Source organism: Rheinheimera sp. (assembly GCF_030690345.1).
Taxonomy (GTDB): Bacteria; Pseudomonadota; Gammaproteobacteria; order Enterobacterales; family Alteromonadaceae; genus Alishewanella.
In genome coordinates, this window is record NZ_JAUYGV010000007.1 from 1 (window position 1) to 15357 (window position 15357).

12 protein-coding genes, 1 other RNA gene and 2 pseudogenes are annotated in these 15357 nt (G+C 50.1%); 10 read left to right on the forward strand and 5 right to left on the reverse strand.

What is annotated here, in order from left to right; all coding sequences use genetic code 11:
* The 6 genes and pseudogenes from Q8O77_RS20085 to tilS form a co-directional block, all read left to right on the forward strand.
* A pseudogene (locus Q8O77_RS20085) lies at positions 1 to 121 on the forward strand (acyl-[acyl-carrier-protein]--UDP-N-acetylglucosamine O-acyltransferase); the annotation flags it as partial.
* The gene (lpxB, locus tag Q8O77_RS10630; RefSeq protein WP_305552851.1) at positions 121 to 1287 is read left to right on the forward strand and encodes a lipid-A-disaccharide synthase; all 1167 of its coding nucleotides are present in this window, start codon (positions 121 to 123) and stop codon (positions 1285 to 1287) included. The pseudogene Q8O77_RS20085 and the gene lpxB, both read left to right, overlap by 1 nt.
* Entirely contained in the window at positions 1265 to 1864 is a 600-nt protein-coding gene (rnhB, locus tag Q8O77_RS10635) for a ribonuclease HII (protein WP_305552852.1), read from the forward strand. The genes lpxB and rnhB overlap by 23 nt, the downstream gene beginning before the upstream one ends.
* On the forward strand, positions 1861 to 5331 hold the full coding sequence (dnaE, locus tag Q8O77_RS10640; protein ID WP_305552853.1) for a DNA polymerase III subunit alpha: 3471 nt from the start codon (positions 1861 to 1863) through the stop codon (positions 5329 to 5331). Before rnhB ends, dnaE begins: the two co-directional genes overlap by 4 nt.
* A gap of 17 nt (positions 5332 to 5348) precedes the next feature.
* Positions 5349 to 6305: an acetyl-CoA carboxylase carboxyl transferase subunit alpha gene (gene accA / locus Q8O77_RS10645; protein WP_305552854.1), complete on the forward strand. Its 957-nt coding sequence runs from the start codon at positions 5349 to 5351 to the stop codon at positions 6303 to 6305.
* 91 nt (positions 6306 to 6396) lie between these two features.
* On the forward strand, positions 6397 to 7704 hold the full coding sequence (gene tilS / locus Q8O77_RS10650; protein ID WP_305552855.1) for a tRNA lysidine(34) synthetase TilS: 1308 nt from the start codon (positions 6397 to 6399) through the stop codon (positions 7702 to 7704).
* Between the two features lie 11 nt (positions 7705 to 7715).
* On the opposite strand, the gene Q8O77_RS10655 is transcribed toward tilS, so the two are convergent.
* Together Q8O77_RS10655 and Q8O77_RS10660 are read right to left on the reverse strand one after the other, a co-directional pair.
* Positions 7716 to 8615, reverse strand: a complete 900-nt coding sequence (locus tag Q8O77_RS10655; RefSeq protein WP_305552856.1) for a GGDEF domain-containing protein — start codon at positions 8613 to 8615, stop codon at positions 7716 to 7718.
* Between the two features lie 139 nt (positions 8616 to 8754).
* Positions 8755 to 9894 (reverse strand): patatin-like phospholipase family protein, encoded by a 1140-nt coding sequence (locus Q8O77_RS10660; RefSeq protein ID WP_305552857.1) that lies wholly within the window; start codon positions 9892 to 9894, stop codon positions 8755 to 8757.
* Positions 9895 to 10007: 113 nt separating this feature from the next.
* Between Q8O77_RS10660 and Q8O77_RS10665 the strand changes: the two genes are divergently transcribed.
* From Q8O77_RS10665 to ffs, 3 genes are all read left to right on the forward strand, one after another.
* Positions 10008 to 10862 (forward strand): DUF3014 domain-containing protein, encoded by an 855-nt coding sequence (locus Q8O77_RS10665; RefSeq protein WP_305552858.1) that lies wholly within the window; start codon positions 10008 to 10010, stop codon positions 10860 to 10862.
* 134 nt (positions 10863 to 10996) lie between these two features.
* Positions 10997 to 12622, forward strand: coding sequence for a methyl-accepting chemotaxis protein (locus tag Q8O77_RS10670; RefSeq protein ID WP_305552859.1), 1626 nt, complete (start codon positions 10997 to 10999; stop codon positions 12620 to 12622).
* Between the two features lie 79 nt (positions 12623 to 12701).
* Positions 12702 to 12798, forward strand: an RNA gene (ffs, locus tag Q8O77_RS10675) — signal recognition particle sRNA small type.
* A gap of 29 nt (positions 12799 to 12827) precedes the next feature.
* On the opposite strand, the pseudogene Q8O77_RS10680 reads toward ffs, so the two are convergent.
* Positions 12828 to 12962, reverse strand: a pseudogene (locus Q8O77_RS10680) (DUF2496 domain-containing protein); the annotation flags it as partial.
* Entirely contained in the window at positions 12963 to 13223 is a 261-nt protein-coding gene (locus Q8O77_RS10685; RefSeq protein ID WP_173500918.1) for a late competence development ComFB family protein, read from the reverse strand. It lies immediately after the preceding pseudogene.
* 126 nt (positions 13224 to 13349) lie between these two features.
* On the opposite strand from Q8O77_RS10685, the gene Q8O77_RS10690 reads away from it, so the two are divergent.
* Positions 13350 to 14447: a tryptophan 2,3-dioxygenase family protein gene (locus Q8O77_RS10690; RefSeq protein WP_305552860.1), complete on the forward strand. Its 1098-nt coding sequence runs from the start codon at positions 13350 to 13352 to the stop codon at positions 14445 to 14447.
* Here Q8O77_RS10690 and Q8O77_RS10695 read toward each other — a convergent pair.
* On the reverse strand, positions 14418 to 15356 hold the full coding sequence (locus Q8O77_RS10695) for a histone deacetylase (RefSeq protein ID WP_305552861.1): 939 nt from the start codon (positions 15354 to 15356) through the stop codon (positions 14418 to 14420). The genes Q8O77_RS10690 and Q8O77_RS10695 overlap by 30 nt on opposite strands.
* Position 15357 lies beyond the last annotated feature (1 nt).

Genomic DNA, 15357 nt, shown 5'->3' on the forward strand with positions numbered 1-15357 from the left:
TCGTAAAGGCCAAACGGTAGCCGAAGCCTTAGCCGCACTGCAGGATAAAGCCGCTGAAGTGCCCGAGCTTAAGCTGTTTACCGATTTCATCGCCAACGCCAGCAGAGGTATAGTGCGCTGATGCCTGCAACTGACCGGCCGTTAAAAGTCGCTATTATCGCCGGAGAACACTCCGGCGATATTTTAGGTGCTGATCTGATCATTGCGCTTAAAGCTATGCACCCAGATGCGGTGTTTTACGGCATTGGCGGGCCGCGTATGCAGGCGCTGGGCTTTAACGCGCTGTTTGATATGGAAGAGTTGGCGGTAATGGGCATTGTTGAAGTGCTGGGCCGTCTGCCGCGTTTACTGCAGGTTAAACGCGAAATTCTTGCTGCTTTGCTTGCTGATAAACCCGATGTGTTTGTTGGTATCGACGCGCCGGACTTTAATCTGCCGGTGGAATTAAAGCTGAAACAAGCTGGTATTAAAACTGTGCACTATGTCAGCCCATCAGTGTGGGCGTGGCGGCATAAACGTATCTTTAAAATTGCCGCGGCCACCAATATGGTGTTATCGCTGCTGCCGTTCGAAAAAGCCTTTTACGACAAATATCAGGTACCTTGCACCTTTGTTGGCCATACCATGGCCGACACTATGCCGCTGGATGTGGATAAAGCCGCAGCAAAAGCCGAATTGGGGTTACAACCGGACAAGCTGGTGCTGGCGATTATGCCAGGCAGCCGTACCAACGAAATTAAACTGCTGGCGGCTGATTTTCTGCAGGCAGCCTTACTGTTGCAACAGCAGTTCTCTGATATACAGTTTGTTACCAATATGGTAACGCCGGCTAAGGCCGCACAATTTAATGCGATTAAACAGCAAATAGCGCCGCAGCTGCACATCACTGAATTTACCGGTCAGGCACGCCAGGTGCTGTTGGCTTCCGACGCTACCTTTATTACTTCAGGCACGGCGACGCTTGAGGCGATGTTGGCGAAATGCTTAATGGTGGTGGCGTATCGCGCCAATTGGTTAACTTATCAAATTGGCCGGCGGCTGGTAAAGCTGGCGCATTTTAGCCTGCCTAATTTATTAGCCGGCCGTGCCATGGTGCCTGAGCTGTTGCAACATCAGGTTACGCCACAAGCGCTGGCAGAGGCGATGACACCTCAGCTCAGTGCTGAACGTGATGCTTTACTGGCAGAGTACCGTACCATTCATCAAAGCATTAAGTGCGACGCCAGTGCCAAAGCGGCGCAGGCGATATTACAGGTAGTTAAAAATGATGCTGTACCAGCGGCCTGATGTTCAGCTTATTTGCGGCGTGGATGAAGTGGGTCGTGGCCCGCTGATTGGTGCTGTAGTAACCGCTGCGGTTATTCTTGACCCGGCCAATCCTGTTGCCGGCTTAACAGATTCAAAGAAATTATCGGAAAAACGTCGTACTGAACTGGCTGAGCTTATTAAGCAAAATGCTCTTTGCTGGGCGCTGGGCCGTGCTGAGTCTGACGAGATTGATGAGTTAAATATTCTGCACGCCACTATGTTGGCAATGCGCCGTGCTGTGGCCGGCCTGAGTATTAAACCGCAATGGATATTGGTAGACGGTAACCGCACACCCGATTTTGGCATTGCGGCCACGGCCGTGGTAAAGGGCGACTTGTTAGTGCCGGAAATCAGCGCGGCGTCTATTTTGGCCAAGGTAGCGCGCGATGCTGAAATGCACAGTCTGCATCAGGCGCATCCGCAGTATGGCTTTGATGCTCACAAAGGTTACCCGACTGCTGCACACATGGCGGCAATAGCGGCACACGGCGTGTTAAGCCAACACCGGCGCAGCTTTAAACCGGTACGGTTGGTACTGGAGCAACAGGGACTATGAGCTCGCCGGCTTTTATTCATCTGCGCGTGCACAGCGACTTTTCTATGGTCGATGGTGTCGCCAAAGTAAAACCGATTATTAAAGCGGCACAAAAGCTCGGCATGCCGGCACTGGCATTAACCGATCAGATGAACTTCTGTGGTTTGGTGCGCTTTTACAGCACCGCGCACGAAGCCGGCATTAAGCCGATTATCGGCGTAGATTGTTGGGTACAGCACCCGCTGTTTGGCAGTGAAAGCAGCCGTATGTTGTTGCTTGCGGCCGACAATGCCGGCTATCAGAACCTCAGCCAGCTGATATCTAAAGCTTATCTGCGCGGCCATGTTGAGGGTAAACCACAAATTGACCACGACTGGTTAGCACAGTACGCCCAAGGTGTCATTATCTTGTCCGGCGGCAAAGATGGCCTGCTTGGTAAGGCGTTGCTAAAAGAAAATAACCAAAGCGTGACGGAGTTACTGGCGTTTTATCAGCAGTATTTTCCGCAACGTTTTTATCTCGAGCTTACCCGCACCGGCCGGCCGGATGAAGAACTGTATATTCAAAAAGCGGTAACCCTGGCAGAGCAACATGATTTACCACTGGTTGCTACCAATGAGGTAGTGTTTTTACTGCCGGAAGACTTCCCCGCACATGACATTCGGGTGGCGATTCATGACGGTTACACCCTGGATGATAAACGCCGGCCGAAAAACTACTCAGAACAGCAATACCTGAAATCTGAGCAAGACATGCTGCAGTTGTTTGCTGACTTGCCCGAAGCGCTGGAAAACTCAGTCGAAATTGCTAAACGCTGTAATGTCACCATCCGCTTGGGTGAATACTTTTTACCGGCGTTTCCTACCGGTGGCATGACCGATGCGGATTTTCTGGTAATGAAATCGCGCGAAGGCCTGGAAGAACGCTTACTGCAGCTGTTCCCCGATGACAGCGTGCGTGCGCAGCAACGTGTCGGTTACGATGAACGCTTGCAAATTGAGCTCGACGTAATAAACCAAATGGGTTTCCCGGGTTACTTCCTCGTGGTAATGGAGTTTATCCAGTGGAGTAAGGATAACGACATTCCGGTTGGCCCGGGCCGCGGTTCGGGTGCCGGTTCTCTGGTTGCTTATGCGCTGAAAATTACCGACCTGGATCCGCTGGAATTTGACTTGCTGTTCGAGCGTTTCTTAAACCCCGAACGGGTATCGATGCCGGATTTCGACGTAGATTTCTGTATGGACAGGCGCGACGAAGTTATTGACCACGTTGCCGATATGTATGGCCGCGAAGCGGTATCGCAAATTATTACCTTCGGTACCATGGCTGCTAAAGCGGTAATACGCGATGTTGGCCGGGTGCTGGGCCACCCGTACGGCTTTGTTGACCGCATCTCCAAGCTTATTCCGCCCACGCCCGGCATGACGCTGGAGCAGGCGTTTAAAGAAGAGCCGCGCCTGCCGGAGTTGTACGCTCAGGATCAGGAAGTAAAAGATCTGATTGATATGGCGCGTCAGCTCGAAGGCGTCACCCGTAATGCCGGCAAGCACGCCGGTGGTGTAGTCATAGCGCCAACCAAAATTACCGATTTCTCCCCGCTGTATTGCGATGATGAAGGCAATAACCCGGTTACCCAGTTTGATAAAAATGACGTTGAATATGCCGGTCTGGTAAAATTCGACTTCTTAGGCCTGCGCACCCTCACTATCTTGCAGTGGGCGGTGAATATGGCCAACACGCGGCTGAAGAAAGAAGGCCGCGACAGCATCGACATCAACAGCATTCCGCTGGTGGATAAGAGAAGTTTCGACTTATTGCAAAAGGCCGACACGACAGCGGTATTCCAGCTGGAATCGCGCGGCATGAAAGACTTAATCCGCCGCCTGCAGCCGGACTGCTTTGAAGATATGATAGCCCTGGTAGCGCTGTTCCGGCCAGGGCCGTTGCAGTCGGGCATGGTGGATAACTTTATCGACCGTAAACGCGGCCGTGAAGCTATCTCTTATCCGGACGCCACCTGGCAGCATGATTCATTAAAGCCGATTTTGGAACCAACGTACGGCATTATCCTGTATCAGGAGCAGGTAATGCAGATAGCCCAGGTGCTGTCGGGTTACTCGCTTGGCGGCGCTGACTTACTGCGCCGTGCTATGGGTAAGAAAAAGCCGGAAGAAATGGCCAAGCAGCGCGATACCTTTCAGGAAGGCGCGGCAAAAAATGGCATCGACCCCGACCTGGCAATTAAAATCTTCGACCTGGTAGAAAAATTTGCCGGTTACGGGTTTAACAAATCGCACTCGGCGGCTTATGCGTTGGTGTCGTACCAAACGCTGTGGATGAAGGCGCATTATCCGGCCGAATTTATGGCGGCGGTAATGTCGGCCGATATGGATAACACCGACAAAATTGTGACCCTGGTGGATGAGTGCGAGCGCATGAAGCTAAAGCTTATTCCGCCCGATGTTAACGCCGGGGTGTATAAGTTTACCGTTAATGAGCAAGGCCATATTGTGTATGGCATCGGCGCCATTAAAGGCGTCGGCGAAGGCCCGATAGATGCTATTTTGGAGGCACGCAACAAGCACGGCAGCTTTAGCGACTTATTTGATTTTTGCGCCAAAGTTGATTTAAAAAAGCTGAACCGGCGCGTAATAGAAAAGCTGATTTTATCCGGCGCTATGGACCGCTTGGGTCCGCACCGCGCGGCGCTGTCAGCCACGTTAGAAGAAGCGATGAAGGCTGCCGAGCAGCACGCCAAAGCGCAGGCGGTGGGCCAGGATGATTTATTTGGTTTATTAAGCCCCGAACCGGAGCACGCGGCCGCCGCCTTTAAACAGGTAGAGCCTTGGGCGGATGAAGTCTGGCTGGAAGGCGAGCGCGAAACCCTGGGCCTGTATTTAACCGGTCATCCGATAAATCGTTATCTGCAAGAGATACCCAGATACGTTTCTTGTCGCTTAGTAGATTTACAACCGACACGAAAAGATCAAAGTGTCACTGTTGCCGGTTTGGTTGTATCGGTGCGGGTGATGATAAATAAGAAGGGCCGGCGCTGGGCTATTGTTACGTTGGATGACAAGTCAGCACGGCTTGATGTGCGGTTTTTTCCGGATCTGCTGGAAAACTTCGAGCAACAGCTACAAAAAGACCGGATCCTGGTAATAACGGGACAGGTCAGCTTTGATGATTTTAACGGTGGCCTTACAATGACCGGCCGCGATGTCAGCGAGATCACACAAGTACGGGAAAAATCTCTGAGATCGTTGAATATCACTGTACAATCGGCACAAATAGACCACAATTACCTGCAAAGATTGCAGCAGGTACTGGGTGAATTTAAAGCAGGTACGGTGCCGGTTAAACTCCGCTATCAACGCCCGGAAGGCGAAGTAATGTTACAGCTTGGAACGCAATGGTGGGTAACGCCGGCCGACGCTTTGTTGCACCAGTTAAAGCAATTGGCAACAATAGAACTGGAATTTAATTAATTAGGTAGTGACTGTCGATGATGCTGAATTATTTAGAGTTTGAGCAACCTATTGCTGAACTTGAAGCAAAAATAGACGAATTACGTAATGTCAGCCGCAATGGCGACTACGATTTGGGCTTGGAAGAAGAGATCAACAAATTAAAAGAAAAGAGTCTGGGCCTGACGAAAAAAATCTTTGCTGAGCTTGGTGCCTGGCAGGTTGCGCAATTAGCGCGCCATCCGCTGCGGCCCTATACGCTGGATTATATCCAGCATATGTTTACTGATTTTGACGATTTAGCCGGCGATCGTACCTTTGCCAATGATCAGGCTATTGTTGGCGGTACTGCGCGCCTCGGCGATATTCCGGTGATGATAATTGGTCATCAGAAAGGCCGTGACACCCGCGAGAAAATTAAGCGTAACTTTGGTATGCCACGCCCGGAAGGCTATCGCAAAGCGCTGCGCCTGATGGAAATGGCCGAGCGTTTTAACCTGCCAATTGTTACTTTTATTGATACGCCGGGTGCTTACCCTGGTATTGGCGCTGAAGAGCGGGGCCAGTCTGAAGCCATAGCGCGCAATTTAAAAGTAATGGCCGGACTTAAAGTACCGGTGATCTGCACCGTGATTGGTGAGGGCGGTTCCGGTGGCGCTTTGGCGATTGGTGTCGGTGATAAAGTGAATATGCTGCAGTACAGCACTTATTCGGTTATTTCACCGGAAGGCTGCGCGTCAATTTTGTGGAAAAGCGCTGAAAAAGCACCATTGGCAGCCGAAGCCATGGGTATTACCGCCGAGCGTATTAAAGAGCTGAAGCTGATTGATGAAGTGGTACCGGAGCCGTTAGGTGGTGCTCACCGCTCACCGGAGCAAATGGCACAAACGTTAAAGCAAGCCTTGCTGCGTGATTTACAGAAACTGCAGAAGATGAGCAGTAAAGAGCTGCTGGATGTGCGCTACAAGCGTCTGATGTCTTACGGCTACTGTTAAACACTAATTTAGCGCCCCTAAGCCAGTGCCTCTGCACTGGCTTTTTATTTTGTGGTAGCCTTAGCGCCTTGATAACCCGGTAAAACACCCGATGCCCGAACTGACACCTGAGCTGAGTCCCCGCTATTTATTGCAGACGTTAGCGCTGCAAGCTGACAGCCATATTGTGCTGGCGCTCAGTGGCGGGCTGGATTCGATGGTGCTGCTCGATTTATTAGCCAAAGCCAGGTTACTGCAGCCGTTCGAATTACAGGCAGTATATGTTAACCATGGTATCAGCGTTTATGCAGGGCAGTGGGGCGACTTTTGTGCACAGCAATGTCAGGCGCGCGGCGTAAGTTTTACTCAGCGCCAGGTCGAGCTGCATGGCAGTGATAACCTGGAGCACAAAGCACGACAAGCACGTTACGATGCGCTGGCTGAGTTTATCCGTGACGACACACATATGCTGCTGAGCGCACATCATGGCGATGATCAGTTAGAAAGCCTGTTATTGGCGCTAAAACGTGGCTCAGGTGCTGCCGGGTTAAGTGGTATAGCAGCACAGCGCCGCTTTGCTGCAGGCACCTTAGTGCGGCCTTTATTGGCGTTTAACCGCGCTGAGCTGGCAAGCTATGCTGATGAAAACCGCTTAAGTTGGATTAGCGATGACAGCAACAGCGATCTGCGTTTTGAGCGTAACTTTATCCGCCATCAGGTCAGCCCGGTATTACTGCAGCGTTGGCCGCATTTTGCAGCCAGTGCTGCCCGTAGCATGCAGCATCTGGCCGATTTACAGCAGTTGGCCGATCATTATACGCAGCTGGCATTGGCGCAGTGCTTAATTGATAACTGCCTGCAACTGGCGGCGCTGGCAAGCTTGCTGCCGCTGCAACAGGATTTGGTTATCCGGCGTTGGTTAAGTGGTTATGGGTTAATCCCCGAAAGTCAGTGGTTAAACACGCTGAAACAGCAGGTAATAGCTGCCAGGGAGGATGCCACGCCCGTGTTGGTGCTGGCTGATTATCAGGTACGCCGCTATGGCGGTAAGTTGTTCTTGCTCAGTGCCGCAGAGGTGGAACAGCCGCAGCAGCTGCTGGTTTGGCAGGGCGAAGCGGAGTTATTGCTGCCGGCACAGTGCGGGCAGTTGTACTTTAGCGCGCAGTCGCAACAGGGCGCTTTACCGCTTGCGGTTAGCACTGCCAGTGTGGTTTTCGGTAAGCTTAGTTTGCGCTTTAAACCGGCCGGTGCTGCGGTGCACAGGCCGTTAAAGCAATGGTTTAAATTGTGGCGGGTACCGCCCTGGCAGCGCCAGCGCATTCCGTTGCTGTTGGTTAATGACGAGCTGGTTGCTGTAGCCGGCTATGCCAGCAGCTATGCGTCGTCAGAGGCCGTTTATTGGCTAAGCTGGCGCCGCTAGCTGCATTTTACTCAGGCAAAACGCACCGTGCTTTTGCCGGCATTTTTTGCGTCGTACAAGGCGTCGTCAGCGGCTTTAAATAACCGGCCGACATCCTGGCCCGGTTTTAACTGTGCCAAACCGGCACTGGCACTAACCTGATACTGCTGGCAAAGATGGTGCTGATTAATCACTTTAAGCAGTCGTCTGGCCACCAGTTGTGCACTGTCCGCATCCTGGCTTGATAAAATTACGGCAAATTCATCGCCACCAAAACGGAATACACTGTCAGTTGCTCTGAGCGTGTCGCGCAAACAGCCGGCAACTACCAACAGCACTTCATCGCCTGCCGCATGGCCGGCAACATCGTTTACCTGCTTAAAGTTGTCTAAATCCAGTAACAGTAATGCGCAGCTGCTGTCGTTACGTTGTGCCAACTGAACTGCTTTGGCAATGGCATCGTCAAAAAAGCGACGGTTACCTAAGCCGGTCAGCGTATCTTTCAGTGCCAGTTGCTGTAAGCGGGCCACTACCAGCGCATTACGCAGCGAAAACAGCCACTCTGACTCGAGTAGCAGCAGTTCGCGCTGCAGCATAGGTGTGAAGGCATAGTCGCTTTGGTACACTAACTCGGCCAAACATTGCTGATTCAATATCAGCATACTGCGATGCTCAAAAGCGGCGGCTTGAGAGCCGCGGGCCGGGAATTCGCCTACTGCAGTATTAAGCTGCAGTAAGGACAGCGGCAAAATTTTGCCCACCGCCATTGATACGATATTTACCTGCTGTTGGATATCCAGTGTGGTTTGTAACTGGCTGATCAGGCTTTGCTCTGCACTTGCCGGTAGCTCAGGCCAGTGCTGCAGTTTGGTTATTGCGGCATAACAAGGCGCACTGCTTAACGCGACATCGTGTAGTAATGCGTATTCCATAAAATGACCTTTTGCTACTTATCTGCTGTTTAAAAGCAAATATCAGGCCATATATTAAATACAATTTAATTCAATACCTTATAAACAGAGTGCTGCTATTTAGGCAAAGCTGTCAAGTCGTTGACAGCGTAATGGCTGGTTAATCGGCAAGAAATTGCATAATAGTGTCCATTTGCGCCAGCGCATCTTCATAACCAAGCTCAATTAATCTGCGGGTATAACGCTGTTCAAACAGCAGGTAGCTGGCGAGGCTGGAATCCGAGTGTTGGCGTATACCGGTAAAACGCAGCATAGTGCGTACCGCCAGTGGCAGGGACAGAAAGTGTTCGCTGGCAATTTGGCCAAAATTTTGGCTTGGGTTGATTAGCAGGCTTTGCACCGGTTTTAAGTCGGATTTAACGCCATGTTGCTGCAAGGTACTAATGGTATTGTTTACCCGCTGCATGCGCTCTAAATCTGAGTTCAGACTGTCGGTAAACACCGTATCCAGTAAATGGCCGGCTATGGTAGCCAAATCCGGGTGATGCAGCATACGTTGGTTGTGTTCATTTTTACGCGGGTCGGCCACACCAATGATCATAATTTTGTCGGCGCCCAAATGGATAGGGGCACTAAGTGGTGCCAGTTGATTAACCGAGCCGTCGCCGAAATATTGCTGATGAATACGCACGGTTGGAAACACCACCGGAATGGCGGCTGAGGCCATCAGGTGATGCACACCTAACAAAGTCCGTTGACCGCAGCGTTTGGCGCGGCGCCACTCTTGCGCACTGTCAGACTGAAAAAAAGTAATAGAATCGCCGTTGTTATAGCATGATGCCGTAACAGACACACTCGACAGATAGCCGCCCATAATATTGCGGTCAATCCGCTTTAAATCCAGCACCTTGCTCAACAGCTGTCGCAACGGCTTATTATCAAACAAACTTACTGCATGTTTATTGGCATAATCGGCCTGAAACGAGCTGAAAATACCGCGCAATAACTGACGGAAAATACGCGGATAGTCAGAGTAATACACCTGGTTGGTATGGAAGTTACGCCAAATCCATTCCAGCTTTTTAACCCCCAGATGAAAACAGGAGGCATAGCAGGCCATGGCTGCGCCGTTTATTGCACCGGCGGATGTGCCGCTGATAATTTGAAACGGTAATTTGGCACTTCTGGGGTATTGCTGTGCAATGGCTTTGAGCACACCAACCTGATATGCCGCCCTGGCGCCACCGCCGGAGAGCAGCAGGGCCGTCTTTTTTTCTGGCTTTACTTCTGTTTCAGACATAACGGGGTTGAACTTTTTCCATACAACAGGCTCTTTGCCTAGTATAGTGCTGGAATAATTCAGGAATGCAACGCTTAAAAGCGTTTCAATGGCAGATCGCGAGCGGAGAAGTTATGACAGAGCAAAAATCAAACAACAGTCAACAGTTGTACTATGCCGGTATAGCCGCCGTCATTATTGTGCTGCTGGTTGCGCTATGGTGGCTGTTTGCGCCGCAGCAACCGGAACCGGTTGTACAGGCTCCCGCACCGGTGGAGGTGCCGGCAGTGATTGAAGCAGAACCGCAGCCACAGCCTGCAACTGACGCCGGTGAAGCAGAAGCAGAAGCGCCGGTTACAGCACAAACTGAACCCGAGCCGGAGCCAGCGGTTGAAGTGCCGGTATTGCCGGCGCTGGAGCAATCCGATGTCGAGGTGAAACAACGTTTGCTGGCGCTGGACTGGCGCCCGGGGCTGGCCAATTTATTTGTTACTGAAGATATGCTGCGCAGCCTGGTGGTACAAATTGATAATATTGCACAGGGCCAGCTGGTTGCAGGTCAGCCGGTGTTAATGCCGTTAGAGCAGCGCTTTAGCCTGGACGAAAGCGAACCGCTGCTATTGGAGCAGCAGAGCTTCGGCCGTTACGAGCCTTATATTCAGTTGTTGGAAAGTGTACCACCACAGCAGCTGATACCGTTGTTTCAGCGTTATGAACCTTTATTGCAACAAGCTTATGCAGAGTTGGGTTATCCGGATGAGTTGTTTAAAAATAAGCTTATAGCAGCGATAGACCTGCTGTTAGCCACACCGGAGGTAGAGTACCCGTTAGAGCTGGAGCGGCCGTCAGTGGTGTATATTTTTGCCGATCCGGCCATAGAACAATTGCCGGCGCCGCAAAAGCAAATGATCCGGCTTGGGCCTGATAATCAAAATAAAATCAAAGCGTTATTGCAGCGATATCGGGCAGAGTTAACATCTGCGCCTTAATTTTCTACGGGTTGTTTGCGATTAAGCAGCCTGACAGGGCTTTTTTGATCTTAACAGTGAAAACAAGTGGTTGAATAGAAAAACTCGCCTATGCTGAATGTTGATTGTTAACATTTAGCGAGGTTTGCCGGTTTATGCTGAACAACTACTCTGTAAAAAGCCGTCTGACAGTGTTGGCGGCTGTGCCACTGGTAATACTGTTGATAGTTACCTGGGTTGCATTGCAAGAGATGCAACTACTTAATCGTGGTATCAATAGCTTGTATATTGACCGGGTAAAACCGTTGCAGCAAATTAAGCAAGTCTCAGACGCTTATGCGGTTACGGCAGTAGACACACTGCATAAATATCGCGGGCAAATACAAGACAGTGTTACTGCAGCTGCAAATCTCAATCAAGCGTTGTCCAGTGCTGAAAAGGCATGGCAAGCCTACAAGCAAACCGAACTTACATCAGAAGAGAGCAGTTTGGTTGCCGATGCAGAGCAAAAAATGGCCCCGTTTTTGGCGGCAATCGAAGGGTATCAGGTTGCGATCCGTGATAACAGTTTGCGTGCCGGCAATGCCGAAGCGTTTAATCAGGCGCTGTATCAGGTCGCCGATCCACTCAGTAGTGCACTGGATAAACTGATTGTGTTACAGCTGATCGAGGCCGATAGATTTCGCCAGCAGGCGCAGCAGCAATATGACAGCTTTCAATTATTATTTGGTGTTGTTCTCGTTGTTGTATTTGCAGGACTTGGCCTGCTGGGTTGGTTTATTTATCGCTCCATCCAACATCCATTACGGTTATTGCAAAACAGCATTGTCACTGTTGGCAATGATCTGGATCTGCGTGTTCGGGCTGATGTATGCGGCAAAGACGAAATTGCAGCAACATCACGGGCACTAAATGCCACTCTGCAACGGTTGCAGCAGTTTTTTACTGAGCTGGGGCAAGCGATTACCCAATTGGCTGCGGCATCAGAGGAAATGAGCCATGTCAGTGAACAAGTCAGCAGCACTGCAATGGAGCAGGAGCAAAAAGCGAATTTAATTGCCACTGCTGTCACACAAATGTCTGCAGCAATCCAGGAAGTGGCTAACAGTGCTTTGCGCACTTCAGAACAAGCAAATGAAGCAGATGGCTACTCGCAGGATGGCTTTGACCGGGTAATGCAGAACATGCGATCTATTGAGCAGTTGGCTGTGACGCTGACAGATGCAGGTAAGGTTATCGGCCACCTGAATACAGAATCGGAAAAAATAACCCAGGTATTGGCAGTAATACGCACTATTGCTGAACAAACCAATCTGTTGGCATTAAATGCTGCTATTGAGGCGGCACGTGCCGGTGATGCCGGGCGCGGTTTCGCTGTGGTTGCCGATGAGGTAAGGCAGTTGGCTACTAACACCCAAAAAGCAACAGAGTCCATCAAAGGGATGATAGATAACCTGCAAAGCTCATCGAAGCAGGCGGTCAGCTCTATGGATGACTCAAAACGTTATGCAGAGACCAGTGTTGATAATGCAAATGGCGCGGCAACGGTGATTGAGCAGATTAAAAACGCTGTCGGCGCTATTGTTGATATGAATGTGCAAATCTCCACTGCTACCGAACAGCAAACCATAGTGGCTGAAGATATCAGTAAAAATATCAGTGAGTTTACTGTCAGTATCAGTGAAGTAACACACAGCGCGAAGCAAAGCGCAGAGGCCAGCGATATGCTGGCTCAACTGGCGGCTAAATTGCAATCTCAGGCTGCGGTTTTTAAGGTTTAGCCGCTGTCAGGCTTGCAACAAAGCCTGCTTTTGCGCATAATGCGCGCCTGTTGAGGATTCAGCAGTTCAATGGTAACCCCATTGGTCCTCTCGCAATACTAGTAGGCGAACCTGGTCAGGTCCGGAAGGAAGCAGCCACAGTTTATGACGTATGTGCCGGGATGTGGCTGGTGGGGTTGCCACCCAAATTCCGCTTCTGTGTAAAATCCCGTGTCACAATTTCCAGCGCCTGTAACACTGTATCGGTGTCAATCTGCTGTTGCTCTAACAGCATAATTAAATCGACCGCCAGTTTAATATACTCAGGCGCCTGTTCCAGTTTTGTTTTCACAGCGTGCACTCAGGCATTACTATCCAAAAATTGCCGCGCCCGTGCTACTGCTTCTTTTACTTTCATCTGCATTTCAAAACGCTCGCTTTGCGGCAGGTAAAACGCCATATCTACTTCATAGCGGATATAACGCGGTGGCAACAGGTTTAGGGAAATACAGCACAGATCGGCAAGGTATTCGGCGTCCTTTTCTTGGTCTAATCCCAGTTCAACAACATGATCCAGCGTAAGTTTTTCGTAATAGTTATGGATATCGTCGTCAAGTTTCATAGTTGCCCCTTAGTGATTAAGTGTCAGCCAAAGCATAATCAGCTTTAGCCGAAAACACCACTGAAAGATTGAGTTAGCAACAGTGGCTGCTACAATGCGCGCAACAGTGATGACAGAAGAACACTCATGCAAAAAAATACCACTCCTTGCTATTACGGCGATTATCTACAGCTGGACAAAATACTGACAGCTCAGGCACCGGAAAGCGCCAAATATGCTGACGAAGCGCATGATGAAACCTTATTTATTATTGTACATCAGGTGTATGAGCTGTGGTTTAAGCAAATTTTGCATGAACTGAAAGCGGTCATGGAGGTGTTTGCCGGCGCGCAGGTGAGAGATGAACAACTCACCGGTATTGTGCATAAACTTAAACGGATTATGACGATTCAGCAGTTGATGAATCAGCAGATAGGTGTGATGGAAACCATGACACCACAAGACTTTATGTCATTCCGTGATTACCTGGTACCGGCGTCTGGTTTTCAGAGTATTCAGTTCAAAATGTTGGAAATTGGTTTGGGCTTAAAAAGCGATTTTCGTATCGATTTTGATAAAAACTCATTTTACAGCCGGCTGAATGAAAAAGACCGTACTTTCCTGCAGCAACTGGAGCATGAGCCCAGCTTGTTTGAACGCATTGAAAAATGGTTGGAGCGCATGCCGTTTTTAGAACTGGAGAACTTCAGCTTTTGGCAAATGTATCAGCAAGCCACCGATGCTATGTTGGCAGAAGACAAAAGTACGGTGCAGGCTATTACACAAATTGCGGAACATGAACGCGAAATGCAACTGGCCGAAATTGCCCGTACGGCAGAAAAATTCGCTGCCTTACTGGATAAAGATAAGTACGTGCAGTTGCAACAATCCGGCACCTTTCGCTTAAGTCAACGCGCGATGTTGTCGGCGCTGTTTATTACTTTGTATCAGGAAGAGCCGGTATTTAACCTGCCGTTTCAGTTACTGACTTGTTTAACTGAAATTGATGAGTTGTTTACTATCTGGCGCTATAAACATGCCATGATGGTGCAGCGCATGCTGGGTACTAAAATCGGCACCGGTGGTTCATCCGGCCATGATTATTTGAAACGGACTACCGAGAAGAACCGTATTTTTACTGATCTGTTTAATATGGCGACGTTTTTATTACCTAAAGCCGACTTGCCGGTGTTACCTCCGCAGGTAAAACGGCGCTTAGGTTTCTATTTTGCCGGCGAGATCTGAACCACACAGCGTAAAAGCAGCTTTAAATAACTGCAGATGCAGTTTTACCAGCGCAGCAACATTGCGCTGGTAGCCGCCACCAATAACTGCCGCCACCGGAATTGACCTGTCGACACAGCTTTGCAGCACCAGCAAATCCCGCTGGTATAGTGCCGGAGTGGAAATATTCAGCAAACCCAGTTCGTCAAGCTGATGAATATCCACGCCGGCATCGTACAGGACTAAATCCGGCTGATGCCAATTGAGCAGGCTATGCAGGCTTTGTTGTACTGCCTGCAGATAATCGTTGTCGCTGCAGTCTTTTTCTACTGCGATATCCCAATCTGATTGTTGCTTGCGGTAAGGAAAGTTTTTCCCGCAATGAATGGAGCAGCTGATAATACGCGTCTCGTCACTTAGCATTGCTGCGCTGCCATCGCCCTGATGTACATCTAAATCAATAATCAGTATTTTATCCAGCCCTTGGCAAAGCAAGGTTTTTGCCGCCAGCACTAAATCGTTAAACAAACAAAAACCGGAGCCTTCGGCATAAAACGCATGGTGGTAGCCGCCGCTTAAATGCAGCGCTATACCGCTGGTTAGCGCCGCCTGTGCAGTTTGCAAGGTACCTCCGAGCGAATGCAACGAGCGCTGAAACAATTGCTCAGACCACGGAAAACCAATACGCCGCATCGCTTTGGCGTCAATACTGCCGTCAGCCAGGCTTTGAATGTACTGCGGGCAATGCACCTGCGCCAACAGCGTTGTGCTGACCGGTTCTGACGGCGTAAAAGCACCGGCAGGCACGCCGATACTGCGCAGCTGCTGATACAGCTCACGGTACTTGGTAATGGGGTAGCGATGTAACGGCGGTAACAGCAGGTCGCTGTAACAGGGGTGGTACAGCATTGCGGGCAGTGGGCTTAGCATG

Coding starts and splice junctions, on each gene's coding strand:
- Q8O77_RS10655 (WP_305552856.1), bottom strand. CDS start 8,615: ATGGAATACGCATTACTACACGATGTCGCGTTAAGCAGTGCGCCTTGT.
- rnhB (WP_305552852.1), top strand. CDS start 1,265: ATGATGCTGTACCAGCGGCCTGATGTTCAGCTTATTTGCGGCGTGGAT.
- Q8O77_RS10670 (WP_305552859.1), top strand. CDS start 10,997: ATGCTGAACAACTACTCTGTAAAAAGCCGTCTGACAGTGTTGGCGGCT.
- Q8O77_RS10690 (WP_305552860.1), top strand. CDS start 13,350: ATGCAAAAAAATACCACTCCTTGCTATTACGGCGATTATCTACAGCTG.
- Q8O77_RS10665 (WP_305552858.1), top strand. CDS start 10,008: ATGACAGAGCAAAAATCAAACAACAGTCAACAGTTGTACTATGCCGGT.
- lpxB (WP_305552851.1), top strand. CDS start 121: ATGCCTGCAACTGACCGGCCGTTAAAAGTCGCTATTATCGCCGGAGAA.
- Q8O77_RS10695 (WP_305552861.1), bottom strand. CDS start 15,356: ATGCTAAGCCCACTGCCCGCAATGCTGTACCACCCCTGTTACAGCGAC.
- Q8O77_RS10685 (WP_173500918.1), bottom strand. CDS start 13,223: ATGAAACTTGACGACGATATCCATAACTATTACGAAAAACTTACGCTG.
- Q8O77_RS10660 (WP_305552857.1), bottom strand. CDS start 9,894: ATGTCTGAAACAGAAGTAAAGCCAGAAAAAAAGACGGCCCTGCTGCTC.
- tilS (WP_305552855.1), top strand. CDS start 6,397: ATGCCCGAACTGACACCTGAGCTGAGTCCCCGCTATTTATTGCAGACG.
- dnaE (WP_305552853.1), top strand. CDS start 1,861: ATGAGCTCGCCGGCTTTTATTCATCTGCGCGTGCACAGCGACTTTTCT.
- accA (WP_305552854.1), top strand. CDS start 5,349: ATGATGCTGAATTATTTAGAGTTTGAGCAACCTATTGCTGAACTTGAA.